At 71.4% G+C, this 26276-nt stretch carries 16 protein-coding genes; 4 read left to right on the top strand and 12 right to left on the bottom strand.

Translation table 11 applies throughout. The annotated features are described in order from the left end of the window. Nucleotides 1-133: 133 nt before the first annotated feature. The gene (locus ACFV6H_RS00080) at nt 134-466 is read right to left on the bottom strand and encodes a hypothetical protein (RefSeq protein ID WP_384986064.1); all 333 of its coding nucleotides are present in this window, start codon (nt 464-466) and stop codon (nt 134-136) included. Nucleotides 467-649: 183 nt separating this feature from the next. Then, nucleotides 650-2860 (bottom strand): ATP-dependent DNA helicase UvrD2, encoded by a 2211-nt coding sequence (locus ACFV6H_RS00075; RefSeq protein ID WP_385536619.1) that lies wholly within the window; start codon nt 2858-2860, stop codon nt 650-652. A 216-nt stretch (nt 2861-3076) separates the two neighbouring features. Between ACFV6H_RS00075 and ACFV6H_RS00070 the strand changes: the two genes are divergently transcribed. Continuing rightward, nucleotides 3077-3319, top strand: coding sequence for a mycoredoxin (locus tag ACFV6H_RS00070; RefSeq protein WP_363085755.1), 243 nt, complete (start codon nt 3077-3079; stop codon nt 3317-3319). A 122-nt stretch (nt 3320-3441) separates the two neighbouring features. Here the strand turns inward: ACFV6H_RS00070 and nudC are convergent, their stop codons facing one another. The 6 genes from nudC to ACFV6H_RS00040 form a co-directional block, all read right to left on the bottom strand. Further along, the gene (gene nudC / locus ACFV6H_RS00065; protein ID WP_385536615.1) at nt 3442-4386 is read right to left on the bottom strand and encodes an NAD(+) diphosphatase; all 945 of its coding nucleotides are present in this window, start codon (nt 4384-4386) and stop codon (nt 3442-3444) included. A gap of 116 nt (nt 4387-4502) precedes the next feature. Next, entirely contained in the window at nt 4503-5897 is a 1395-nt protein-coding gene (locus tag ACFV6H_RS00060) for a dipeptidase (RefSeq protein ID WP_093602491.1), read from the bottom strand. 10 nt (nt 5898-5907) lie between these two features. Next, nucleotides 5908-9606, bottom strand: a complete 3699-nt coding sequence (locus ACFV6H_RS00055) for a UvrD-helicase domain-containing protein (RefSeq protein WP_385536611.1) — start codon at nt 9604-9606, stop codon at nt 5908-5910. A gap of 81 nt (nt 9607-9687) precedes the next feature. Beyond that, a complete protein-coding gene (locus tag ACFV6H_RS00050; protein ID WP_385536608.1) occupies nt 9688-13161 on the bottom strand; it encodes an ATP-dependent helicase in 3474 nt (1157 codons plus the stop codon). A 96-nt stretch (nt 13162-13257) separates the two neighbouring features. Further along, nucleotides 13258-13464: a hypothetical protein gene (locus tag ACFV6H_RS00045; RefSeq protein WP_385536605.1), complete on the bottom strand. Its 207-nt coding sequence runs from the start codon at nt 13462-13464 to the stop codon at nt 13258-13260. Beyond that, nucleotides 13461-13880 (bottom strand): MGMT family protein, encoded by a 420-nt coding sequence (locus tag ACFV6H_RS00040; RefSeq protein WP_385536602.1) that lies wholly within the window; start codon nt 13878-13880, stop codon nt 13461-13463. The genes ACFV6H_RS00045 and ACFV6H_RS00040 overlap by 4 nt, the downstream gene beginning before the upstream one ends. Before the next feature lie 239 nt (nt 13881-14119). Here ACFV6H_RS00040 and ACFV6H_RS00035 point away from each other — a divergent pair, with 239 nt between their 5' ends. The 3 genes from ACFV6H_RS00035 (at nt 14120) to ACFV6H_RS00025 (ending at nt 20441) form a co-directional block, all read left to right on the top strand. After that, the gene (locus tag ACFV6H_RS00035; protein WP_385536599.1) at nt 14120-16969 is read left to right on the top strand and encodes a lysylphosphatidylglycerol synthase domain-containing protein; all 2850 of its coding nucleotides are present in this window, start codon (nt 14120-14122) and stop codon (nt 16967-16969) included. Nucleotides 16970-17109: 140 nt separating this feature from the next. Next, nucleotides 17110-18705 carry an alpha/beta hydrolase gene (locus ACFV6H_RS00030; RefSeq protein WP_385536596.1) on the top strand — a complete coding sequence of 532 codons (1596 nt, stop codon included), beginning with the start codon at nt 17110-17112 and terminating at the stop codon, nt 18703-18705. A 119-nt stretch (nt 18706-18824) separates the two neighbouring features. Beyond that, nucleotides 18825-20441 (top strand): alpha/beta hydrolase, encoded by a 1617-nt coding sequence (locus ACFV6H_RS00025; RefSeq protein ID WP_385536593.1) that lies wholly within the window; start codon nt 18825-18827, stop codon nt 20439-20441. 80 nt (nt 20442-20521) lie between these two features. Here the strand turns inward: ACFV6H_RS00025 and moeZ are convergent, their stop codons facing one another. The 4 genes from moeZ to ACFV6H_RS00005 form a co-directional block, all read right to left on the bottom strand. Then, on the bottom strand, nt 20522-21700 hold the full coding sequence (gene moeZ / locus ACFV6H_RS00020) for an adenylyltransferase/sulfurtransferase MoeZ (RefSeq protein ID WP_385536590.1): 1179 nt from the start codon (nt 21698-21700) through the stop codon (nt 20522-20524). A gap of 231 nt (nt 21701-21931) precedes the next feature. Continuing rightward, a complete protein-coding gene (locus tag ACFV6H_RS00015) occupies nt 21932-22906 on the bottom strand; it encodes an NAD(P)-dependent oxidoreductase (RefSeq protein ID WP_093595720.1) in 975 nt (324 codons plus the stop codon). Nucleotides 22907-23067: 161 nt separating this feature from the next. Further along, entirely contained in the window at nt 23068-24231 is a 1164-nt protein-coding gene (locus tag ACFV6H_RS00010; protein WP_385536587.1) for a hypothetical protein, read from the bottom strand. Next, nucleotides 24224-26065, bottom strand: a complete 1842-nt coding sequence (locus ACFV6H_RS00005; RefSeq protein ID WP_385537864.1) for a glycosyltransferase — start codon at nt 26063-26065, stop codon at nt 24224-24226. Before ACFV6H_RS00005 ends, ACFV6H_RS00010 begins: the two co-directional genes overlap by 8 nt. Nucleotides 26066-26276: the final 211 nt, after the last annotated feature.

Raw genomic sequence — 26276 nt, 5'->3', positions numbered from 1 at the left:
GGCCGGGTGTCGGCTGGTACCGAGTAGTGCTAGTTCCGAGGCGCTTCGGTTCTGTCTCCCGTTCGGGACAAACAGAAGGGCCGCGGATCCCTGGTGGGGTTCCGCGGCCCTGAGGCGCCGGTCTGATCGTGGATCAGACTGGATCACTCCAGGGTTCGAGCCCACGGAAGGCCCACATCAAGTGGTGCTGCGTCTGCTGCTTCGTTTCGGCACCGGTCGCCGCAAAGGCATAGGCCTTGGCCGCTGCCGCTGCTACTCCTGCTTCCAGTGCCTTGGTCGGTCGCTCATTGCGCACCCCGACGGGAAGACCCGACAGAGCGGCGGGCCGGACGGCGAAGACGCCGGACAGGCCACTGCCAATGAGTTCGGAACCGGAGAAGCCGAGCGAGCAGGCGGAGACGACGGAGCGATCGGTCATTTTGTTGGAGCCGACAAAGCTGCTGCTGCTGTTGATGATGCTGATCACTGGAATCGCCTCCTCTCGGCGTCTCAAGGACCGGCCTGAGCCAGTCACGCGTATAGCGGGCAAGTACTGCTTTGGATAAGTAGAGCACGGGGACAGGGCTTCGGTGAAGCCCGCCGTTCCCGTGGTTAAGAACCTATGGGGATTCCCCAGGCGGGCGCAAACTATTTTTTCGACGAGTTCGCCTCAGTCGTCCGCGGTGTCTCCCGCACGCTCCTCACCAGCGCAGATGGCGAGTACATCGGCTCCGAAGCGGTCCAGCTTGCGGGCGCCGACACCGGCGATCGCGGCCAGCTCGCGCTCGCCGTCCGGCACGGTCTCGGCGATCGCCATCAGCGTCTTGTCGGTGAACACACAATAGGCGGGCTGGCCCAGTTGCTTCGCCTGCTCCGCGCGCCAGTCACGCAGCCGCTCATAGAGCGCCTCGTCCATGTCGGACGGGCAGTCCTCACAGCGCATCAGCTTCATCTCGCCCGCGTCGGTGAGCGTTTTGCCGCAGACCCGGCAGAGCACCGGACCGCGCCGCTTGCGCCGGACGGCAGTGCCGCCGTGCTCCAGGGAGCCGCCCGGGACCGCCGCCGTGCTTCGTGCTCCCGGGGCCGTGGAGCCCGGACGCAGTCCGTTCAGAAAGCGGGTGGGACGGCGGGAGGCCCGGCCGCCCGGAGAGCGCGAGAGCGCCCAGGAGAGACAGAGATGCGACCGCGCCCGGGTGACACCGACATAGAGGAGCCGGCGCTCCTCCTCGATCTGCTCATCGGTCTTGGCGTAGGTGATCGGCATCATGCCCTCGGCGAGCCCGACCAGGAATACCGCGTCCCACTCCAGGCCCTTCGCCGCGTGCAGCGAGGCGAGTGTGACGCCCTGCACCGTGGGCGCGTGCTGCGCGGCGGCGCGCTCGTCCAGCTCGGCCACCAGATCGGCGAGCGTCGCACCCGGCCTCGCCCGGACGAAGTCCTCGGCGAGACGGACCAGGGCGGCCAGGGACTCCCAGCGGTCACGGACCGCGCCGGAGCCCGCGGGAGGTTCGGTGGTCCAGCCCTTGGTGGAGAGCACCGCCCGGACCTGCGCGGGCAGTTCGACCACATCGTCGAGCAGGGAGTCATTGCCTCCGAAGCGGGCCGCGCCACGGAGCGCCGCGCCCGCTTCCCGTACCTCCTGCCGCTCGAAGAACCGCTCGGCGCCACGGAGCTGATAGGGCACGCCCGCGTCGGCCAGGGCCTGTTCATAGACCTCCGACTGGGCGTTGATCCGGTACAGCACGGCGATCTCGCCTGCCGGGACGCCCGCGGCGATCAGATCGCGGATCCTGCGGGCGGTGCCCTCGGCCTCGGTGGGCTCGTCCGCGTACTCCGTACAGACCGGCTCGGGGCCCGGGTCGCGCTGCGAGACCAGTTCGAGCCGGTGCTCGGCGGCCCGGCCGCGCGCCTGGTTCAGCAGGCCGTTGGCGAGATGGACGACCTGAGGCGTGGAGCGGTAGTCCCGGACCAGCTTCACCACGGTGGCGCCCGGGTGGCGGGTGCGGAAGTTCAGCAGATGGTCGGGCGTCGCGCCGGTGAAGGAGTAGATCGTCTGGCTGGCGTCGCCCACGACACAGAGACTCTCCCGGTCCCCCAGCCAGAGATCGAGCAGCCGCTGCTGGAGCGGGCTGACGTCCTGATACTCGTCGACCACGAAGTGCTGGTACTGCCGTCGGATCTGGTCGGCGATGTCATGCCGGTCCTGGAGGATGCCGACCGTGAGCAGCAGGACATCCTCGAAGTCGATCACCGAGCGGTCGCGCTTGAGCTGTTCGTACATCCCGTAGATCTGGCCGATCTCGGCCGGATCGCGCGGGGCCTCGCGGACGGACTTGGCCACGGCGGCGGGATAGTCGGCCGGTACGGTCTGGGTGACCTTCGCCCACTCGATCTCGCCGGTGACATCCCGCAGTTCATTGCGGTCGAGCCGGATCCGGCAGCGGGCCGCGGACTCGGCGACGAGCTGCACCTTGCGGTCGAGCAGCCGCGGCAGCTCCCCGCCGACCGCCTTGGGCCAGAAGAACTGGAGCTGGCGCAGCGCCGCCGAGTGGAACGTACGCGCCTGGACACCGCCCGCGCCGAGCTGGCGCAGCCGTCCGCGCATCTCGCCCGCCGCCCGGTTGGTGAACGTGACGGCCAGCACACTGGCGGGCTGGAGTATGCCCGCGCGCACGCCATAGGCGATCCGGTGGGTGATGGCGCGCGTCTTGCCCGTGCCGGCCCCGGCCAGCACACACACCGGGCCGTGCAGGGCCGTCGCCACCTCGCGCTGCTCGGGATCGAGCCCGTCGAGCACCGCGTCGGCGTCGCGCGGCGGAGCCATGATCTGGCCGGCCTCGGATTCGCGCGGGAAGAGTGGGGAGTGCGTTGCTGCTGTCACCCCGCCATGCTGCCAGGTCCCCCGGGACAGGTGCGGCGGTTGTCCACAGGGGAGCCGCGTTGGTCGTACAAACACACCCGTCGCCCCGCCGCTGGAAGCCCGTACCGCGGGGCAGCCCTTACCACGTCCGTACGGGAATGGCGGCCGGGCCGCGTACGTTCGACAGGATGCGGACGACGCATTTCGGCGGGACCGAGACAGAGGAGCGCGAGAGACATGCCGGGCACTGTGACGATGTACAGCACCACATGGTGCGGATACTGCCGTCGGCTCAAGGGCCAGATGGACCGCGAAGGCATCGCGTACACCGAGATCAACATCGAGCAGGACCCGGATTCGGCGGCCTTCGTCGAGAAGGCGAACGGCGGCAACCAGACGGTGCCGACCGTGCTGTTCTCCGACGGATCGACGCTGACGAATCCCTCGTTGGCCCAGGTCAAGCAGAAGATCGGCGTCTGAGCGCGCGCAGCGGGACTGCGTGCGGCCCACCGACCGAGCCCCCGCCGGAGCGATTCCGGCGGGGGCTCGGTCGTCGTACGGCTCGGTCGTCCTGAAGGGTTGAGACTCAATACGGTTGAGGCTCAGTTCGCCGGCTTCGGCAAGGGCTTGCCGTACCACAGCTCCACCAGGCGCGCGGCGATGGAGATTCCGGCCGGGGGCAGGATCTCGCCCGATTCGATCGCGGCCCGCAGGTCCTCCCGGGAGAACCAGCGCGCCTCCTCGATCTCCTCGCCGTCCACCGTGATCTCCGACGAGGTGGCACGCGCCATGAAGCCCAGCATCAGGCTCGACGGGAACGGCCATGGCTGGCTGGCGATGTACTCGACCTCGCCGACCGTGACGCCCGCCTCCTCGAAGACCTCGCGGACCACCGACTGCTCGATCGACTCGCCCGGCTCCACAAACCCGGCCAGCGTGGAGAATCGGCCCTCGGGCCAATGCACCTGACGGCCCAGGAGCGCGCGGTCCTCCTCGTCGGTGACCAGCATGATCACGGCGGGATCGGTCCGCGGATAGTGCTCGGCACCGCAGGCCGGGCAGCGGCGGATATGGCCGGCCGCCGCGATCACGGTGCGCTCGCCGCAGCGGGAGCAGAAGCGGTGCAGCCGCTGCCAGTTCTCCAGCGCCACGGCGTGCGCCATCAGGCCCGCGTCACGGGCGGAGAGCAGCATGCCGGCCTCGCGCAGCCCGGCGGCCCGCGCCGACTGGTCGATCCGGCCCGGGAGCGAGTCCTTCTGGAGCGCGAAATAGCGGACGCCGTCCGCGTCCGTACCGAGGAAGTAGCGATGGGCCTCGGTCACGGGCGCCTCGAAGGACGGGATCATGACCAGTTCCGTACGGCCGTCCGGAGTGTCGTCGATCAGCACCTGGCCGCCCGACACCACGAAGACCCGGGTCGTCGGATGGCTCCACGCCGCCGCCAGCCAGGCCTCGTCGAGCCGGTGGTGCGCCGCGCGGTCGATACCGCTGGGCGCGGTCAGGCCGATGGGTCGGTGTGCGGTGGCGTCACTGCTGATGGTGCTCACAGGTACTTCCAACTCCCCCGGATGGATTGGGTTTCTGATCAGCGGAGTGTGCGGCGAAGTCTTCGGCGGTGCGCTCGGCGCGGGACGAGGCGCGCTCGGCACAGGGCTCAGCGCCCTCAGCGCAGGGCGGTGGCAAGGTCGCCCCAGAGGTAGGCCGTCGTTTCCACGCCCTTGAGCAGCAGGTCCAGTTCGACCTTCTCGTTCGGCGCGTGCCAGCCGTCGGACGGTACGGAGATGCCCAGGAAGAGGACGGGCGCGCCGAGCACGTCCTGGAGGTCGGCGGCCGGTCCCGAGCCGCCCTCGCGGGTGAAGCGGACCGGTCGGCCGAAGGCGCGGCCCATGGACCGTACGACCGACTGGAGCGCGGGATGGTCCAGCGGAGTCAGACAGGGCCGGGTGGCCGCGCCGAAGCTGATCTTGTGCCGGATTCCGGCCGGGACACGGGCCTCGATCCAGTCGCGTACGGAACGCTCGACACGCTCCGGATCCTGGCCCGCGACCAGCCGGAACGACAGCTTGAGCTGGGCGGAGGACGGGATGATCGTCTTACCACCGGGGCCCTGGTAGCCGCCCGCGATGCCGTTGACCTCGGCGGTCGGGCGGGCCCAGACGCGCTCCAGGGTGGAGTAACCGGCTTCCCCGAGAGTGCCGTGGGACCTGGCCGTACGGAGCCACTCCTCCTCGGAGAAGGGCAGCTCCGCGAGGAGCGCGCGCTCGGTGTCGTCGAGCTCGGCGACACCGTCGTAGAAGCCCGGGACGGTGACGCGTTCGTGCTCGTCGTGCAGGGCGGCGACCAGACGGGCGGCGACGGTGGCCGGATTCGGGACTGCGCCGCCGAAGGAGCCGGAGTGGATGTCCTGGTCGGGGCCGTACAGCTCGATCTCGCAGTCGGCCAGGCCGCGCATACCGGTGCAGACCGTCGGCGTGGACTCGGACCACATGCCGGTGTCGGAGACGATCACCGCGTCGGCGGCCAGCCGGTCCGCGTGCCGCTCGGCCAGGGCGCGGAAGTGCGGAGAGCCCGACTCCTCCTCGCCCTCGATGAGGAGCTTGAGATGGACGGCGGGAGTGGTACGGCCGGTGGCGGCGAGATGCGCCCGTACCCCGAGCGTGTGGAAGAACACCTGGCCCTTGTCATCGGCGGCGCCGCGCCCGTACATCCGGCCGTCCCGTACGACCGGCTCGAAGGGATCCGTGTGCCAGCCGTCCTCGCGGGCGGCAGGCTGGACGTCGTGGTGGCCGTAGACCAGCACGGTGGGAGCGTCCGCGTCGGCGGAGGGCCACTCGGCGAAGACGGCGGGCGCGCCCGGAGTGTCCCAGATCTCGGCGACCGGGAAGCCGGTCTCCTTGAGCTTCTCGGCGAGCCAGTCGGCGCTGCGCCGTACATCGGCGTCGTGGTCGGGCTGTGCCGATACGGACGGAATGCGCAGCCAGTCGGCGAGGTCGTCGAGGAAAGCCGCGCGGTGGGTGCGGATGTACGTACGGACGACGCTGTCCGGGGTGTCGCTCATGATGTCGAGCCTAACGGGCTCCGGGAGCGGTCCGGTCTGCCGGTTCCTGGGATCCCTCGTCCGTGGGCATGTCGGCGTCGGGGCCCGGCGGGCCTCCGGTCAGGACGCGTTCCAGCTCAGGGCGGCCGGGAAGGCGCTCGGGACGTACGACCTCGCCGGTCCGTACGTAGAGGAACGCGGCCGTCACGGCCGTCAGCGGAAGACCGTGCTGCTCGGCCCAGGCGAGCCGGTAGACGGCGAGCTGGAGAGGATCGGCGGTACGGGCCCGGCTGGTCTTCCAGTCCACGATCTCGTACGTGTACGTCTCCGAGCCGGTCTCCCGGTCGGTGCGGGCATGGCGGTAGACGGCATCGATACGGCCTCGGATCACCCGGCCCGCGAGAGTGAGATGGAAGGGCGCCTCCACGCGGTACGGCGTGCGCCGGGCGTACGGAGTGCGCTCGAAGGCCGCCTTGAGCGCGGCCAGATCACGCTCGTCGGCGATCTCCGGCTCGTCCTCCTCGCCGCCGGGCAGCTCGTCGGGGCCGAGCATCGGCAGCGGGAGCTCCTCGAACCTGGACTCCACCCAGGCGTGGAACCGCGTGCCTCTGCGGGCGGCGGGCTGCGGCGGACGCGGCATGGGCCGGGCCAGCTCATGGGCGAAACCGTCGGGATCGGCGGCGAGACGGAGGAGCTGGGAGGCGGAGAGGGACGGCGGTACGGGTACGTCGCGGACGGTGGCGCGGGCGCGGCGCAGCTCACCGGTGAGGGCGTCGAGATCGCGGTCCCAGGAGGCGAGCGTACGGAGCTCCTCGGGCGTGAGGCTCTCCCCTGGCCCGCCCCTTCCCGTAACCGGGGGCACGCCCCCGGGCTCCCCCGCGTCGGCTCCGCCCGCGGTGCGGGGCCCGGGGATGGCACCGTCCGGCGCGCGGGGCGCCCATGAGTCCCAGCCGGCCGGGTCGTCGTCGGCCGGGTCGTCGTCGGCCGGGTCGTCGTCGGCCGGCCCCGGATCGGCGGGCTCGGGGCCGTCCTGCTCGGGATCATCCGGTACGAAGAAATCGTCCGGTGCGAACGGGTCGTCCGGCTCGACCATGCCTGCCGGGTCGAACAGGTCGTCCGGGCCCGGGTCGGACGGCTCTGCATCGTCCGGTACGAACGAGTCGTCATCGTTCGGTACGAACGGGTCGTCCAGGGCCGGGTCGGCCGGGGGTGCGGCGTCACCGTCCTCCTGTTGGAACTCCGCCAAGTACTTCCGTACCGTTTCCGCCGCCTCTTGGCGGCGAGCCATCGACTCCGGGTCCAGCGGGAGAGGCCAGGCATGAGGTGTGGTCTCCGCGCGCAGGGACGGGTTCTCGTCGGTCTCCTCCGGCTCGTCCGCCCAGGCCTCGATCTCGCCGTATCCCGCCGCGCAGTGGTCGTACAGGGCGTGCAGAAAGTCCGACGGGCCGCGCGGGCGCTTCTGCGTCGGGCCCCACCAGTGGCCGGAGCCGAGCAGCAGGGAGCGCGGGCGGGTGAAGGTGACATAGCCCAGGCGCAGTTCCTCCGTGTGCTGGTGCGTCTTCATCGCGTCCTTGAACGACTTGAGACCTTTCGCGTCCCAGGACGGCACATCCGGCAGTGTCGGCGCGTCGCCGCGCAGCGCGTGCGGCAGGACCTTCGGCTGGGACGTCCAGGCCTCGCGCGCCCGGCCGTTGGGAAACTGTCCCGTCACCAGTCCCGGCACGGCGACCACATCCCACTCAAGTCCCTTGGACTTGTGGGCGGTGAGCACCTTCACGGTGTTCTCGCCGCCCGGCAGCGCGTTGTCCAGGCCCTTCTCGTACTGCGCGGCCGTCCGCAGGAACGCCAGGAACGCCAGCAGACCCGCCTCTCCGTCGAGCGCCGCGAAGGAGGCCGCGATGTCGAGGAAGTTGCTCAGCGTCTCGCGGCGGCGGGCGGCCAGGGCGTGCGGCGAGGCGGAGAGCTCGACCTCCAGACCGGTCGTCGCCAGGACGCGGTGCAGCACGTCCATCAAGGGATCGGCCAGGGACCGGCGCAGCTCGCGCAGTTCGGTGGCCAGCCGCGCGAACCGGACCCGGGCCGCGCCGGAGAAGGGCAGCCCGTCCGCCGGAGCGCCCGCCGGTTCCAGGAAGGTGTCGAGGGCGTCCGCGAGCGAGATCACCTCGGCCGGATCGGTGCCCTCGACCGCCGCCGCCAGCCGCGCGTCGAGATCGTCCTCGCCGTCCTCGCCGCCGCCTCGGTGGACCAGCAGCCGGGCCCTGCGGCCCAGCAGCGCGAGATCGCGCGGCCCGATGCGCCAGCGCGGGCCGGTGAGCAGCCGTACGAGAGAGGCGTTGGCGCCCGGATCCTGGAGGACCTCGCACATGGCGACGAGATCGGCGACCTCGGGAAGATGGAGCAGCCCGGAGAGCCCCACGACCTCGACGGGTATGTCACGGGCCACCAGCGCGCCCTGGATCTCCGGGAAGTCACCGGCCGTACGGCACAGCACGGCGATCTCGCCCGGTTCCTTGCCCGTGCGTACGAGATGGGCGATCGAGTCGGCGAGCCACTCGATCTCCTCCGCGTGCGTGGGAAGCAGGGCGCAGCGCACCGCGCCGTCGCGCTCCGCGCCGGGCGCGGGCCGCAGCGCCTCGACGCCTTCGTGCATCGCGCGCAGCGGCTCGGCGAGACCGTTGGCGAGGTCGAGGAGACGGCCGCCGCTGCGGCGGTTCTCACTGAGCGAGAAGCGGGCGGCCGGGCGGCCGTCGGCGTACGGGAAATGCTCCGGGAAGTCGTCCAGATTGGCGACGGAGGCGCCGCGCCAGCCGTAGATCGCCTGGCAGGGATCGCCGACCGCCGTCACCGCGTGTCCGGTGCCGCCGCCGAAGAGCCCGGAGAGAAGGAGCCGTTGGGCGACCGACGTGTCCTGGTACTCGTCGAGCAGGACGACCCGGAACTCGTCCCGGAGAATCGTCCCGACCTCGGGTCTGGTCGAGGCGAGTTCGGCCGAGAGCGCGATCTGGTCGCCGAAGTCGAGCAGATCGCGGGCGCGCTTGGCCTCGCGGTAACGCCCTACGAGATCAAGCAGTTCACGGCGGGCGGCCACCGTCTCGGGCACCTTGCGCAGCTCGGCGTTGCTGAGCCTCGCGCCCTCCAGAGCGCGCAGCAGCTCGCTGTCGTACGCGCCGAGCCTGCCCGTGCCCACGAGATGCTCGGCCAGCTCGGCGTCGAGCGCGAGCAGATCGCTGACCAGGGCCGGGAGCGTCTTGGTCAGGGCCGGATACGGTCCCGGCGCCTCCCGCAGCACCCGCGCGGCGAGCTGGAAGCGGGTGGCGTCGGCGAGCAGCCGGGCGGTGGGCTCAAGCCCTATCCGCAGACCGTGGTCGGTGAGCAGCCTCCCCGCGAAGGCGTGGTAGGTGGAGATCCGGGGCTCGCCCGGAGGATGGTCCGGATCGATCACATCCGGGTCGGTGACTCCGGCCCGTACGAGCGCCTTGCGGACGCGCTCGGCCAGCTCGCCCGCCGCCTTGTTGGTGAAGGTGAGCCCGAGGACCTGCTCCGGGGCGACCTGTCCGCTGCCCACCAGCCACACCACGCGGGCGGCCATCACCGTGGTCTTCCCGGAACCGGCTCCGGCCACGATGACCTGCGGGGCGGGCGGCGCCGTGATGCAGGCCGTCTGCTCCGGAGTGAACGGGATACCGAGGAGCTCCTTGAGCTGCTCGGGATCGGTGAGATGTACGGACACGCGGAGAGGCTATCCGTCACCACTGACAACGCCCGGCCAATGCCCGGCGGGCGGCTCGCTCCGAGGCTCCCGGAGCGCGGCTCACTCCACGATCTGCCGGCCCTCCGGCCGTGCGCTGCACGAGGCGCGGAAGGCGCAGTTGGCGCAGTGTCCGCCGGTGGTGGGCGTGAACCTCTCGTCCAGTACGCGGCCGGCGGCGGTGGTGAGCAGTTCGCCGACCCACTCCCCCGCGAGCGGCTCCTGCGCCTGGACCTTGGGAAGTTGCTCGCCGCCCTCCTTCTTCGGCGCGGGCTGGCGCAGTTGTACGAGTTCGGCGCCGCCCGGCTCCGGGCGCTGGCCGTCGAAGACCTCGTCCAGCGCGCCCTCCCGTACGGCGAGCTGGTAGACGGCGAGCTGAGGATGGCGGGCGACCTCGTCCTTGGTGGGCGCCTGCTTGCCGGTCTTGAAGTCGACGACATAGGCGCGGCCTTCGGTGTCCCGCTCCACGCGGTCCATCGAACCCCGGATACGCACCTCGTACGCGCCCGCCTCCAGGGTGACGTCGAAACCGTGCTCCGTGGCGGCGGGAGTGCGTCCCCCGCGGTCCATGACATGCCAGCGCAGAAAGCGTTCGAGCGCCACGCGCGCGTGCTCCTTCTCCTGCTGTGACTTCCAGGGCGCGTCGAAGGCGAGCGCGTCCCACACGGAGTCCAGCCGCTCCATGAGCACGGCGAGATCGGCGGGCGTACGGCCGGAGGCGACCTCGTCGGCCAGGACATGGACGACATTGCCGAAGCCCTGGGCGGCCGTGGCGGGCTCGTCCGCCTTCACCTCGCGGCCCAGGAACCACTGGAGCGCGCAGGTGTTCGCCAACTGGTCCAGGGCGCTGCCGGACAGCGCCACGGGCTGGTCCCGGTCGCGCAGCGGAACGGCGCTGCGGGTCGGCTCGTACAGGCCCCACCAGCGGTGCGGATGCGCGGACGGTACGAGCGGCTGGCCCTCCTCGTCGCCGAGCGCCGCGAGCCGGGCCAGACGGCGGGCGGCGGCATCGCGCAGGGCGGGCGTCGCCTCCGGATCGACGGTGGTGGCACGCAGCTCCGCGACGAGTGCGGCGACGGCGAGAGGGCGGCGCGGGCGGCCGGTGATGTCTCTCGGCTCGACGCCGAGTTCGGTGAGGAAGCGGGAGGGCTGGTCGCCGTCGTCGGCGGGCGCCTTGACGGCGGTGACGACCAGCCGGTCGCGCGCGCGGGTGGCGGCGACGTAGAAGAGACGGCGCTCCTCCGTAAGGAGGGCGCCAGGAGTGAGTGGCTCGGCGAGGCCGTCGCGGCCGATCCTGTCCGCCTCCAGGAGGGAGCCACGACGGCGCAGATCGGGCCAGAGGCCCTCCTGCACACCCGCGACGACGACGAGCCGCCACTCCAGGCCCTTGGCGCGGTGGGCCGTCATCAGCCGTACGGCGTCGGGCCGTACGGCACGGCGGCTGAGCGTGTCGGCGGCGATGTCCTGGGCGTCCAGCTCCTCCAGGAAGTTGAGCGCGCCTCGGCCGCCGGTGCGCTCCTCCGCGCGGGCGGCGGCGTCGAAGAGGGCGCATACGGCGTCGAGGTCGCGGTCGGCGTTACGGCCCGCCGCGCCGCCGCGCAGGGCGGAGCGTTCGAGCCGGCCCGGCCAGGAGGTGCCGTCCCACAGTGCCCAGAGCGCCTCCTCGGCGGTGCCGCCACCTTCGAGCAGCTCCCGCGCCTTGCGCAGCAGCGCGCCGAGCCGCTGCGCACCTCGGGCGTACGCCGGATCGTGCGCCACGAGCCGCTCGGGCTCGGCGAGCGCGCGCGCGAGCAGCACATCGGACGGCGCCGGCACGCGGTTGCCTCCGGCCCGCTCCTCGTCGCGCAGCGCGCGGCCGAGCCGGCGCAGATCGGATGCGTCCATACCGCCGAGAGGCGAGGAGAGAAGCGCGAGCGCGGTCTCGACATCGAGCCAGCCGACGGCGCCGGGTGGCGCGACGCCCTGTGCGTCCGGCTCGGACGCGGGCGGCTCGGACACGGGTTGGTCGGACGCCACCTCCAAAGGCGCGTCGTCGCCCGGCATGTGCTCGGCCGCGTCCGGCTCGGGCAGCCCGTGGTCCGGCTCGGTCTGGTCCTGCATGTCGTCGTCCGGCGCGTCCTCCTCCGGCTCGGACTGCGGACGCAGCGCCGCCTCGGCCACGGCCCGGAGCGCCGTCAGGAGCGGCGACACCGCCGGTTCATGGCGCAGTGGCACATCGTCGCCATCCACCTCCAGTGGTACGCCCGCCGAGGTCAGGGCGCGGCGGATGGAAGGGATGGTGCGACCGCCCGCACGGACCAGGACCGCCATGTCGTTCCAAGGGATGCCGTCCTCCAGATGTGCGCGGCGGAGGATGTCGGCGATGTTGTCCAGCTCTGTGGAAGGAGTCGGGAATGTGTATGTCTCCACCTGGCCGCCCTTCCGCACCGGCACGGGCTCACGGTGCGCCTGCACCTTCGCGGCGGGCAACCGTGTGAGCGGCATACGACGGGTGAGCAGCCGGGTCGCGTCGAGCAGCTTCGCGCCGGAACGGCGGGAGGTGCCGAGGACCGCCACCGGTGCCGGGCGGCCGTCCGCGCGCGGGAAGGCGTACGGAAAGTCCAGGATGCCGTTCACATCGGCGCCACGGAACGCGTAGATGGACTGGTCCGGATCGCCGAAGGCGACCAGTGTGCGCCCTTGCCCGGCCAGCGCGCCCAGCAGCCGGACCTGCGCCGGATCGGTGTCCTGGTACTCGTCGACGAACACCGCGTCGTACTGAGCGACCAGCCGCTCCGCGACCTCGCGGCGGCCCGCCAGCAGCACCGCACGGTGGACCAGCTCCGCGTAGTCGAGTACGCCCTGCATGTCCAGGACGTCCAGATACTCCGCGAGGAAGGACGCGGCGGCCGACCAGTCGGGACGGCCCGTGCGCCGCGCGAACGCCGCCAGCGAGTCGGGGCCGAGGCCCAGTTCACGGCTCCGGGCGAGCACCGCCCGTACCTCGTCGGCGAAACCGCGCGTGGTGAGACACGCGCGCAGCTCGTCCGGCCATCTCACACGCCCTCGGCCCTCGCGCTCCAGCACGAGCTCGCCCGCGAGCAGATCCCGTACGGCGACGTCCTGCTCGGCACCGGAAAGCAGCCTCAGCGGTTCGGTGAAGAGATCGGCCTCCTGGTGCGCGCGGATCAGGGCGTAGCAGAACGAGTGGAACGTGGTGGCCTGCGGACCGCGCCGCCCGCCGAGCCGGACGGCCATCCGGTCGCGCAGCTCCACCGCCGCCTTGCGGCTGAAGGTGAGGACCAGGATCCGCTCGGGATCCGTCCCGCGCGCGACGCGCCGGGCGACCGACTCCACGAGCGTCGTGGTCTTGCCCGTACCCGGGCCCGCCAGCACCAGCAGCGGTCCCGTCCCATGGTCAACCACGCCGCGCTGGGCTGCGTCCAGCTCAGGGGGATCCACCGGGACCGGCGGCGTACGCACCAGCCGGTACGCGCCCGGGATCCGCTGCCGTACCCGACGGTGCGGGGTACGCCCGGTGGAGGAGGAGGAACTCACGTGGATCGCCGGTCCTGGAAGAGGTGCTGGTGGTGACGCGGGTGACGGTGACGCCTGAGGCGTGGGTGACAGTGACGGTGACGGGTGCCGATGACGCTACGCCGCCGGGCGGCCGGGACGCAGCCGGTCCGCCACCCGCGACGGCGCCCGCACTCCCGCCCGCGCCGCGGCCCGCTCCATCGCGCAGGAGAGTCCGCCGTGCGCCGGTTCACGCGCCGTCGTGTGCGTCTTCGTCCGGTTCGTGTGGTCCTCAGCACGCCCGTGGCGCATCCCGCCGCAGGGCCGAATGGCGGAAGCTGTCATATGTGAGCCACCTCGTCGGCGTCCGCGCCCTCGCCGTCCCAGCGCGCCCGCTTCATGTCCAGCCGCGGCAGATGCCCTTCGGCGCTCCGCGCGGCCTCGCGCAGCGGTGTGCCCTCCTCGCGGTAGTGGTCCAGGGCCGCCAGCTCATGTCCCGGGAGCAGCACACCGTCCGAGCGGACCACCCGCCACCAGGGCACGGCACCTCCGTAGAGGGCCATGGCGCGGCCCACCTGGCGCGGACCGCCCTCGCCGAGCCACTCCGCGACATCGCCGTACGTCATCACACGGCCGGACGGGATCAGCTCGGCGACGTCCAGCACCCGCTCCGCGTACTCGGGCAGCTCTCCCGGCCCATCGGTCCGGCCCGTGCCCGCCGCCGCGTCCTTCCCCTCGCTCGTACCCTCGTCGTTCCTCATCCGGCCCATCCTGCCGCACGCCACCGACACCTCCGTCGGCGCCGCAACAGGGCCGTTCCGGAGCGCGTCCGGCCGGTCACCCTGTGTACGTACGGCCACAAAGAGGATCATTCCGCCCGCCCCGAGCCCCCGCAATGCACCCTGATGCCCCCGTCTGTCGTCGGCTCGTGCCACCATCGTCCCGGCGGTGACTGGTGATACGAGATCAAGAAGAGACGGATTCGGTGGAGGAGCGGGCCGTGCAGCCAACTGCGACGGCGGACACCTCCGGCGCTGAGCCGCGCCCGGAAGCAGCCCCGAGGGCCCGCGCCGGCGTGACCACCGAGCCCCAGGCCGCAGGACCTCAGGCCGACGGACACCGGCCCACCGGCCCCGACGACCTACCGGCCGGGCCTGTCCCGTCCAAGGACCTCCCGTCCAAGGACCTCGCGCCCAAGAACATCGCGGCCGAAGCCCTCTCACCCGATGACCTCCCGCCCGACGACTGTGACACCGGCGCCACCCGCGTCGACCGCGTCTCCGGCGACGAACCGCTCCTCGCGGCCCGTGTCCACCGGCCCTCCGATCTGCTGCGGCTGCTGATCGGCGTCCTGGCCATCGCGCTCCTCCTCGGCCTCTCCGCCTTCGCCCACGGCACCACCACCGGCCTGGAACAGGACATCTCCAAGGGCACGGGCCAGGCGCCCGACCTGATGGTCAAGGTCGCCGGACTGGTCTCCAGCATCGCCGTGCTGCTCGTCCCGGTCGCGTTCGCGATCGAGCGGCTGATCAAGCGTGACGGGCTGCGGATCGCGGACGGCGTTCTCGCCGCCGTACTGGCCCACGGCGTGACACTCGCCACCGACCTCTGGGTCGCCAGGTCCGCGCCGGAGTCCATCCAGGACGCGCTGACCCGGCCCCAGCTCGGCGCCGGGCTCACCGATCCCGTCCATGGCTATCTCGCGCCCGTCATCGCCTATATGACCGCCGTGGGCATGGCCCGCAGACCACGCTGGCGAGTCGTGCTCTGGGTGGTGCTGCTGCTCGACGCCTTCGCGATGCTGGTCGCCGGCTACACCACTCCGTTCTCGATCGCCCTGACCGTACTGATCGGCTGGAGCGTCGCGTACGGCACGCTCTACGCGGTCGGCTCGCCCAACGTACGGCCCACCGGCCAGAACTTGATGGCGGGTCTACGCCATGTCGGTTTCCGCCCGGTCAGCGCGATGCGCGCCGAGGAGGCGTCGGACTCCGCCGAGCAGGGCGACCGGGGCCGCCGGTATCTGGTCTCACTGGAGGACGGGCCGCCGCTCGATGTGACCGTCGTCGACCGCGAACAGCAGGCGCAGGGCTTCTTCTACCGGGTCTGGCGACAGCTCACCCTGCGCTCCTTCACCACCCGCAGCTCCATCCCTTCCCTGCGCCAGGCGCTCGAACAGGAGGCGCTCCTCGCGTACGCGGCCATCGCCGCCGGCGCCAACGCCCCGAAGCTGATCGCCACCTCCGAGCTCGGTCCCGACGCCGTCATGCTCGTGTACGAGCACCTGGGCGCGCGGTCCCTGGACTCGCTGCCCGACTCGGCGATCACCGACGAGCTGGTACGGAACGCCTGGCACCAGGTGAAGGCGCTCCAGTCCCGCCGTATCGCGCACCGCAGGCTCACCGGTGACGCGCTCGTGGTGGACCGCTCCGGCAAGGTGATCCTCGCGGAGCTGCGCGGCGGCGAGATCGCGGCGGGCGACCTGGTGCTGCGGATGGACACCGCGCAGCTCCTCACGACGATGGGCCTGCGGGTGGGCGCGGAGCGCTCCGTCGCCGCCGCCGTGGAGGTGATCGGCCCGGACGCCGTCGCCAACTGTCTGCCGCTGCTCCAGCCGATCGCACTGAGCCGCTCCACCCGCGCGACACTGCGCCGGCTCGCCCGTGAGCGGTCGCAGCGCGAGCGCGACGCCGTGCTCGCGGCGTCCGAGACGAACAAGCGCGCGCGAGCCGCGGACATCGCCGCCGAGGACGGTGACCGCAAGGCCGTACGGAGGTCCCTGCGCGCGGAGAAGCAGGCCGAGAAGCGGGCGATAGACGACGCGCTCGACGAGGCGCGCGAGGAGGATCTGCTCTCCCAGATGCGCCGGCAGGTGCTGCTGATCAGGCCGCAGGCACCGGTCGAGCCGGTCCGGCTTGAGCGGATCAAGCCCCGTACGCTCATCAGCTTCATCGCCGGGGCCATCGCCGCGTACTTCCTGCTCACGCAGTTGACACAGCTCGACTTCAACACGGTCGTCAGCCAGGCGCACTGGGGCTGGGTGGCCGCCGCGGCGGCGTTCTCGCTCCTCAGCTATGTCGCGGCGTCGATGAGCCTGCTGGGCTTCGTACCGGAACGGGTGCCGTTCCGTAAGACGGTCGCCGCGCAGGTCGCCGGTTCGTTCGTCAAGATCGTCGCTCCGGCGGCGGTCGGCGGTGTGGCGCTGAACACCCGCTTCCTCCAGCGCGCGGGGGTACGGCCGGGGCTCGCGGTGGCGAGCGTGGGCGCGTCGCAGCTCTTCGGGCTCGGCTCGCACATCCTGCTGCTGCTGTCCTTCGGCTATCTCACGGGCACGGAGAAGTCGGCCTCGCTCACTCCGTCCAGGACGGTCATCGCGGGTCTGCTGACGGTCGCGGTGCTGGTGCTGGTCGTGACCGCGATCCCGTTCCTGCGGAAGTTCGTGGTGACGCGGCTGCGCTCGCTGTTCGCCGGTGTGGTGCCGCGCATGCTCGATGTGCTCCAGCGGCCGTTGAAGCTGCTCACGGGTATCGGCGGGATGCTGCTGCTGACCTGTGTGTTCGTGATGTGTCTGGACGCCTCGATCCGGGCGTTCGACAACGGCAACCAGCAGCTCAGCTACGCGAGCATCGCGGTGGTCTTCCTGGCGGGCAGCGCGCTCGGCTCGGCGGCGCCGACACCGGGCGGCGTGGGCGCGATCGAGGGCGCGCTGACGCTGGGACTGATCGCGGTCGGACTGCCGAAGGAGATCGCCGCGCCGGCCGTGCTGCTGTACCGGCTGCTGACGCTGTGGCTGCCGGTGCTGCCGGGCTGGGTGTGCTTCAGCCATCTCACCCGCCGAGGAGAGCTCTAGACCGTCGTTGCGGGCAGGGCGTCGTTGCGAGGCCCTGCTCATGCGGGTCCTGTCCACAGCCCGGCCCGGCCCCGCCCCCGACGCCACTCGCATGGCCGCTGCCCCGCGCGGCCCGCTGCGCCGGAGCGCACGATGGGCACATGCCGACCTCCACCACCCGGCGCGGCAGGGCACTCGCCGCTGTCACCGCCGCCGCCCTGCTGGCCGCCACCGGTTGCTCCGGCATCGGGAGCCCTGCCGACGGCACCAGCTTCAACGGCGGCAACGCGAACAGCACGGCCGTGCCCAAGAACCTGGCCTCCCAGCGGCTGCACTGGACGGCATGCCCGACTCCTTCGACCGCCGAGGGCGGCGGTACGGCACCGTCCCCGCTGCCCGGTGGCGCCCAGTGGCAGTGCGCCTCGATGAAGGTCCCGCTCGACTACGCCAAAGCGGGCGGCAAGACCATCGAACTGGCCCTCATCCGTGCCCCGGCACGCGACAAGGCCCGGCGGATCGGCTCGCTCATCTTCAACTTCGGCGGTCCCGGCGGCTCCGGCATCACCGGACTGCCGTCCTTCGCGGCGGACTACGAGAAGCTCCGGGCCCGTTACGACCTCGTCAGCTTCGACCCGCGCGGTGTCGGCCGCAGCGACCCGGTGGAGTGCAAGGACGACAAACAGCTCGACGCGTACTACGCCAAGGACGCGACACCGGACGACGCCGCCGAGGTCAAGACCTTCACCCAAGGGCTCGCCTCCTACGCGGCGGCCTGCGAGAAACGCTCCGGCAGTTCCCTCCCGTATGTCGGTACGACCAACGCCGCCCGTGACATGGAGCTGATGCGCCAGGTCCTCGGCGACAAGAAGCTGTACTACTTCGGCATCTCGTACGGCACCGAACTGGGCGGCGTCTACGCCCACCTGTATCCGAAATCCGTCGGCCGCGCGGTCTTCGACGCCGTGGTCGATCCGTCCCAGAACACCGAACAGGGCTCGCTCGGCCAGACGAAGGGCTTTCAGCTCGCCCTCGACAACTTCGAGAAGGACTGTGTGGCGCGCGGCCCCGCCTGCCGGCTGCCCGGCACCACACCGAAGCAGATCGAGGGCTTCATCACCGGACTGCTCGCCCGGCTCGACAAGAAGCCGGTCGCGGGCATCGGCAACCGCAAGCTGACGCAGACACAGGCCACCAACGGCATTGCCCAGGCGCTCTATTCGAAGCAGTTCTGGCCGTATCTGGAACAGGGACTGGACGAGGCCGACGGCGGCAACGGCGCGCTGCTGCTCGCACTGTCCGACGCGATGAACGGACGCGACGAGTACGGCAGGTACAGCAATCTCCAGGCGGCCAACACGGCCGTCAACTGTGTGGACTCCAAGGAGCGTTACACACTGGAGCAGACCAAGGCAAAGCTCCCGGAGTTCCGCAAGGCGTCGCCCGTCTTCGGGGACTTCCTGGGCTGGGGCCTGATGAGCTGTTCCAAGTGGCCGGTGCCCGGTCAGTGGGTCCACCCGGACGTCAGCGCGCCCGGCTCGGCGCCGATCCTGATCATCGGCAACACCGGTGATCCGGCGACGCCGTACGCGGGCGCCAAGGCGATGTCCGACGCGCTGGGCAAGGGCGTCGGCGTCGAGATCACGTACCACGGCCAGGGCCATGGCTCGTACGACAGCGGAAACCCGTGTGTGCAGGGCGCCGTGAACAACTATCTGCTGAACGGCACAGTGCCCGCCGCGGGCACGGTATGCCGATAGGCCCTGCCCGGATGGACGCTGTCCGGACAGACGGTGTCCGGTCGGAGGCGACGCCGGCCACCCTCGCACCGGCCAGGACCTCGGTTGTCCTCCCTCCTCGGACGGGCTTGAATTGCCCGATGCCCAGACCTTTCCGGATAGCCGTCCTGTCCATGCTGTCAGCGGGATCGCTGCTGCTGAGCGGCGTCCTCACCGCATGCGGCGGCGGTGCGGAGGACACTCCGCCCGACGCCAAGGCCGCCTCTCCGGTCACCGCCACCACCGCTCCCGCGGCCGGCCGAGGAGAGGCCGGAGGAGCCGGTCCCGCGACTCCCGCGCTGCCCGCCGCGTTCGCAAGGCAGACGCTCGGCTGGCACCGGTGCGCGGCTCCCGAGAAGGCACGCGGCAGCGCCGCGAAGGCTCCCGGCTCCGGCTGGCAGTGCGCCACGATGCAGGCGCCGCTCGACTACACCGAGCCGGCCGGCGAGACCATCGGGATCGCCCTGATCCGCTCGGCGGCGAAGGACAAGGACCGCCGGATCGGCTCGCTCCTCTTCAACTTCGGCGGTCCCGGCGGCTCAGGTGTCGCCGCGCTGCCCGGCGCGGCCGGTCTCTTCGGCAGCCTCCACGCACGGTACGACCTGGTCGGCTTCGATCCTCGCGGAGTCGCCGAGAGCTCCGGAGTGGTGTGCCGGGACAATCAGCAGACGGAACGTTCCCTCCGTATCGACTCCACTCCGGACACTCCGGCCGAGGAGCAGATCTTCCTCGAAGACTCGGCGGCGTTCGGCGCGGGCTGTGTGAAGCGTTCGGGACGGGTACTGCCGTATGTGGGAACCACCAGCGCCGCCCGGGACCTGGATCTGCTGCGCCAGGTGCTCGGCGACCGGAAGCTCCACTACTTCGGCTTCTCGTACGGCACCGAACTGGGAGGCGTCTACGCCCACTTGTTCCCGTCGAAGGTCGGGCGGCTCGCGCTGGACGCGGTGATCGATCCGACGGCCGACTACATCGGCCACTCCCGTAACCAGGCACTCGGCTTCCAGCGCGCCCTGGACAACTACTTCAAGAGCCGTGGCACCAGCGCGAGAAGCGGCACCGCGCGCGTGGTGAAGCTGCTCGACCGGCTGGACCACGAGCCGCTGCCCACCTCCATGGGCCGTACGCTCACCCAGGGCCTCGCCCTGACCGGCATCATCAGCCCGCTGTACGGCGAGAAGAGCTGGCCCGAGCTGACGGACGCGCTGGAGGGCGCCGAGAACGGCGACGGCACCGGACTGCTGCGGCTGGCCGACTCGTACAACGACCGTGACGCGCGCGGTCGTTACGGCGTCTCGCACCACGCCCAGCGCGCCATCTCCTGCGCGGACGCGAAAGGCCGGGTCGACGCGGCCGAGGTCAGGTCCCGGCTGCTGGCCGACTTCAGCGAGGTATCGCCGGTCTTCGGCCCGTATCTGGCATGGGACCTGGCCGGCTGGTGCGCGCGCTGGCCGGTCGCGGGCGAGCACGAGGCTCCGGAGGTGGCGGCGCCGGGCGCGGACCCGATCCTGGTGATAGGCGGCAAGGGCGATCCGGCGACTCCGTACGAGGGATCCGAGCGGATGGTCGCGGAGCTCGGCGAGGGCGTCGGTGTCCATCTCACCTTCGAAGGTGAGGGCCATGGCGCGTACACCACCGGGAATCGCTGTATCACCCAGGTGGTGGACGACTACTTCCTGCGCGGCGAGGTCCCGGCGTCCGGCAAGAGCTGCGCGTAGAACGCACGGAATGCGCAGAAGGGGCCGGTCCACACGATGGTGGACCGGCCCCTTCGGCAGAGCTGACAGAACTGACAGAACTAGTAGACCGGCTTCGCCGGCTCGATCTGGTTGACCCAGCCGATCACTCCGCCGCCGACATGCACCGCGTCCGCGAAGCCCGCCGACTTCAGCACCGCGAGCACCTCCGCGCTGCGGACACCCGTCTTGCAGTGCAGAACGATCTTCTTGTCCTGCGGCAGAGTCGCCAGGGCGGTGCCCATCAGGAACTCGTTCTTCGGGATCAGCTTGGCGCCGGGGATCGAGACGATCTCGTACTCGTTCGGCTCCCGGACATCGATGATCTCGATGTTCTCACCGTCGTCGATCCACTCCTTGAGCTGCTTGGGAGTGATCGTCGAACCGGCCGCCGCCTCCTGGGCCTCCTCCGACACGACACCGCAGAAGGCCTCGTAGTCGATGAGTTCGGTGACGGTGGGATTCTCGCCGCAGACCGCGCAGTCGGGATCCTTGCGGACCTTGACCTGGCGGTACTGCATCTCCAGGGCGTCGTAGATCATCAGCCGGCCGACCAGCGGCTCGCCGACGCCCGTGAGCACCTTGATTGCCTCGGTGACCTGGATCGAGCCGATGGACGCGCAGAGCACGCCCAGCACACCGCCCTCGGCGCAGGAGGGCACCATGCCCGGCGGCGGGGGCTCCGGGTAGAGGCAGCGGTAGCACGGGCCGTGCTCGGACCAGAACACGCTCGCCTGGCCGTCGAAGCGGTAGATCGAACCCCAGACGTACGGCTTGTTCAGCAGCACACAGGCGTCGTTGACCAGATAGCGGGTGGCGAAGTTGTCCGTGCCGTCCACGATCAGGTCGTACTGCGAGAAGATCTCCATCACGTTCTCGGCTTCGAGCCGCTCTTCGTGAAGGATCACATTCACATAGGGATTGATACCGAGGACGGAGTCACGCGCGGACGCGGCCTTCGACCGGCCGATGTCGGCCTGGCTGTGAATGATCTGGCGTTGCAGGTTCGACTCGTCGACCTCGTCGAACTCCACGATGCCGAGCGTACCGACACCGGCCGCGGCCAGGTACATCAGAGCCGGGGAGCCGAGACCTCCGGCACCCACACACAGCACCTTCGCGTTCTTCAGCCGCTTCTGCCCGTCCATCCCGACGTCCGGGATGATCAGATGACGGGAGTACCTGCGGACCTCGTCAACGGTGAGCTCGGCAGCGGGCTCGACCAGGGGTGGCAGCGACACAGGGACCTCAACAGGGGGTTGGTCGATGAATCAGTACGGTTCTTATCCCTGCAACACTGCCACGGCCCTTGTCATTCCGAGACACCCGGTCCGACTCGCGAGATGATCTCGTCCCAGTGGCCGGGCAGCGAGCCCAGGCGGCCGGGCAGTCGGTCCCGGCGGCCGGGAGTCAGTCCCGACGGCCGGGCCCCGGCTCGGACGGGCCGTCGCGCGGGCGGTGGCCGGCGGCGGTCAGATACGGCACGCCGCCTCCATCCAGATGTCCGCGAGTGATTCCTCCAGATTGATCCGGGGCCGCCAGCCGAGCCGGTCGCGGGCAGTGCGTACGTCCGCCTGCTGCCAGCCGCCGCAGCCGTCGGGATACGGGAACGGGCCCGCGCCGATGTGTTCCGGCAGTTGCTCGCCACGCGGCGGGCCGATGGTGGCGTGGCCCGGACGCATCGGTCCCGGCGGCATGTCGAGTTCGTGCAGGGCTCCGGCGTAGCCCGCGACTCTCGCCAGCACCGCGGCGGCGTCCCGGAGCTTGACGGCCCGGCCGGTACCGATGTTGACGATGCCCTGGGCGGCGGAGAGCGAGGCGGCGTGCACGGCGCGCGCCACGTCCCGTACGTCCACGAAGTCGCGCTGTACGCCGAGTCCGCCGAGCTTGAGCTCGCCGTCGCCCGCCTGCATGGCACGGCGCATGGCCTCCGCGAGCCGGCCGAGCGGAGAGCCCGCCGGAGTGCCCGGGCCGACGGGCGAGAAGATCCGCAGCACGATCGCGTCGAGCCCGGAGCCGAGCACCAGCTCGGACGCGGCCAGCTTGCTCACGCCGTACGGGCCGCCCGGGCGCGGCACGGCGTCCTCGGCGGTGGACGAGCCGTGCTGCGAGGGACCGTACTCGGAGGCGCAGCCGAGCTGGACGAGTCTCGCCCCGCAGCCGCTGCGGCGCAGGGCCTCACAGACCGTGGCGACGGCGACGGTGTTGTGCCTGGTCAGTTCGCGGGCGCCGCCACGGGTGGCGCCGGCGCAGTTGATCACGACTCCGGGATGGACGGCGTCCAGGAAGCGGGTGAGGGCTCCCGGGCTGCCGCCCGCGAGATCGAACCGTACGTCCGCGTCGTCGCCGCGGCCGAGCGCGGTGAGGTGCACGGCGGGATCGGCGAGCAGCCGGTCGGCCACGAAGCGGCCGAGGAAACCGTTGGCACCGAGCAGCAGGACCCTCATCGCGGTGCCCTTCCGTGCCGACAGGCCTTGGCGGAGGCCGGTGCTGGGGATAGCGGGGTCATGTCTGGTGTCTCCTTCATCGTGTTGCTGTGCGTGTTGCTGTGCGGTGTCGCTGTGTCGTGTCGCCGAGTGGCGGGGACAGGCTTGGGGAGGCGCTGAGGTCAGAAGTGCTGAGGTCTTATGTGCGCCGAGGCCCGGGACAGGGCGACGGCGGCATGGCTGAGCAGTCCGAGGGCGGCGGCTCCACAGGCGAGGGCGGGCACGGCCGAGGAGCCCCATATCTCGACCGCCCGGGTGACCGGGACGGCGAGCGGATCAAGTCCGGGAAGCCGGCCCGCGAGCACGGACGCGCAGGACAGCGCCTCCACGCCGGCGGCCACGGCGAGTCCGGTGGCCGCGGTGCCGGCGAAGCCGTGGACCGTGAGCAGCCGGGCCAGCAGGAGGAGCGTGCCGAGGGCGACGGTGGAGGCGAGCCCGCCATCCTCGTCGAAAACGAGATTCGCGGTCGCCGTGAGAGCGGTGAGGACGCAGACATAGAGCCCGGCCAGGGCGAGCAGCAGTGGCCGGGCGCCGGCCGTGAACTCGGCCAGTCCATGGCTTTCCGCGAGGCGGCGCCGGGCGCGTACGGAGAAGAGATGGGCGCACCAGGCGGCCGGTGCGACGGCGCACGCCAGCGCGGTGAGCGGTGTCGTGGTCGCGGGCCACGGTCCGTCGGGACCTCCGGTGACCAGTTCGTCCAGCAGTCCGTCACCGCACAGCAGATAGGCCAGCAACCAGTACACGCAGAGGCCTGCGGCGGGGACCGGGCGGCCCTCGGCGCGCAGCGGCCCTCGGCGGAGGCAGGCGGTGAGCGCGCCGGAGAGTGCGAGGGCACCCGCCAGGCCTATCGCGAGCTGGCGCTGTCCAGTGCTGCGTTCGAGCTCCGCGAGGGTGAGACAGGCCACGGCTCCGGGCAGCAGTGTGATCGCCGCCCACCACCATCCGGCGCGCGCGCCGGTTCGGTGGGTTACGTGGGTTCCGCGCGCCGGATCGGCGGCGATCGGCCCGTGCGCACCGTCCGTTCCGTCCGTGCGCTCCGTTCCGCGTGGCACGCGCGCGTACAGCTCCTCGGCGAGCGAGAAGACATCCCGGTGCCGGAAGCGGGCGGCGGTCCGGTCGGTGATCCCGTGGGCCTCCAGACCGGCGGCGATCTCCAGCGGATCGACGGCTCGCTCGCACAGCTCCCGGTACCGGTGCAGCAGGCCCTTGACCGGATCGCCGCTCCCGCGCCGGCCGCCGGGAGGCCCGGCGAACGGCGTGGTCAGCGGAGTGACTTCGTCAGACATCGCTCTCCCTCACACCCACCGGAGTGCGCTCCGAGCGCGCCTCACGCCCCGGACGCTCCTCATGCCCGGAACGCACCTCACGCTCCGGACGGTCGGCGCTCCAGCGGACCGGGGCGTACATCTCGGCCGGGTGCGCGAAGGGCACGTCGTCCGCCGACCGCCGTACGGGAGCGTGCGAGATCAGTTGCAGATAGATGTCGTCGAACGCCGCGAGGTTCTGCTCGACGGTGAAGAGCTCCAGTGCGCGGGCGCGCGCCGCCTCACCGAGCCGTTCGCGCCGCTCCGGGTCGCGCAGCAGCGCGATACAGGCATCCGCGAGCGCCCTGGGATTGCGCGGCGGTACCACCAGCCCGGTACCGCCGATGACTTCCACCACCGCGCCGACATCCGTGGAGACCGTCGCGCGTCCGCAGAACATCGCCTCGACCAGACTGATCGGAAAGCCTTCGACCACGCTGGACAGAACGACCACACCGCCCGCCGCGTACGCGTCGGGCAGCTCGGGCGTCTCGGGGCCGCCGATCTCCTCGAAGGAGACGGGATTGTCGCCCGCGGTGTGCGCGTCGACGGCCTCGTCCGGGAAGAGCTGGGCGGCCAGGGCCCGGCAGTGCGCGAGATACGCCTCCGCTCCCGGGCCCTGCGCGGGCGCGCCCACGATCCTCAGCCGCGCGCCCGGCTCCGCCGCGTGGACCGCCGCGAACGCGTGCAGCAGCGAGACCAGATCCTTGGCGGGCTCGATCCTGCCGACCCAGACGAGCGTGCCCGGATCGCCGTCGCCGGAGCCGCCTGCGGAGCCCACCGCGGAGCCCGCCGAAGAGCCGCCCGGAGAGCCCGCCGCCGGGCCCACCTCGGAGAAACGCTCCGCCTCCATCCCCGGATAGACCGTCCGCAGCTTGGCGCGGTCGGCGCCGCACCGCTCCTGCCACCGTCTGGCGTGGGCGTTGCCGGGAGTGATGACATCCGCCTGCCGGTAGATCTCGGCGGCCAGCCGTCCGTGGAAGGCGGCGAGCAGCGCGCGGACGGGCGTGCCGAGCGGCGCGGCGCCCGCCGGAGCGCTGCCCGTACCACCGATCGCGCTTTCCGTACCACCGCTCGCGAGGTAGTGCGCCCTGAGCTGGACGCCGTACTCCGTGACCAGCAGCGGTACGCCGAAGAAGCGTTTGGCCAACAGCCCGGGCAGAGCGGCGGATCCACCGGAGGCGGCATGGCAGAGATCGACCGCGCCCAGCGTGGCGTCGTCGTACCAGTCCAGCGACAGAGGGCGCAGAGCGCGCTCCAGCCGGTCGGCGAAGGCCAGGAAGTCGGGCACGGTCGCGGAGTGCGCGCTCCGGCGTGCGCCGGGCGCACGGCAGGCGGACTCCAGCAGCCGTACGGCCGCCTCCGAGCGCAGCGCGCGGTAGAGACCACCGCGCTCCCTGGCGAGATCGGCGAGCCCGTAGAGCCCGGCCGCGAAGCCATCGGCGCGCTCCGCCGAACCGTCCCGTGAGCCATCACTGGAGCCGGAGCCGTCCCGTGAGCCGCTCCCCGGGCCGCCCTCCGCCGCGTCCGAGCAGACCGCGGCGGCCAGTTGTCCGAAGTGCTCCGCGAACCGCCGCCGGTCGCGCCGCCCGTAACCACGGCCGTCGTCCGCCGGCGCCCAGAGCGGCGCCGTACGCACCTGCTGGATCCGGCGCGGCAGCTCTATCCAGCCGCGCTCCTCCTGCCGCGCGCTGCGGCTGAGCGCGTAGATGTCGAACTCGTGCTGTGCGAGCCCGCGTACGAGCCGGTCGCACCAGAGTCTGGATTCACCCGTGGCATACGGATAGCCACCGTCCGTGAGCAGTCCGATCCGCACGAGCACACCCCCGATCTCCCTTGTGGGCAGCCGCCGTTGGCCGGCGACACGCAGCGGGACGACCGTAAGCGGATATGCCGGTGGTGGGGGGGGGGGGGGGGGGGGGCCCCCCCCCCCCGCCGGGGGCCCCGGCAAAGATAAGAACCCCCAGCACGGAGGATACCCGCTCAAGAGAGAGGGGCACGCCCACGAAAAAAAAAAACAAAAAACA

It is taken from the genome of Streptomyces sp. NPDC059743, assembly GCF_042732975.1.
Classification (GTDB): Bacteria; Actinomycetota; Actinomycetes; order Streptomycetales; family Streptomycetaceae; genus Streptomyces.
The sequence above is the reverse complement of the archived record's forward strand: the minus strand, read 5'-3'. Positions and strand labels throughout refer to the sequence as shown.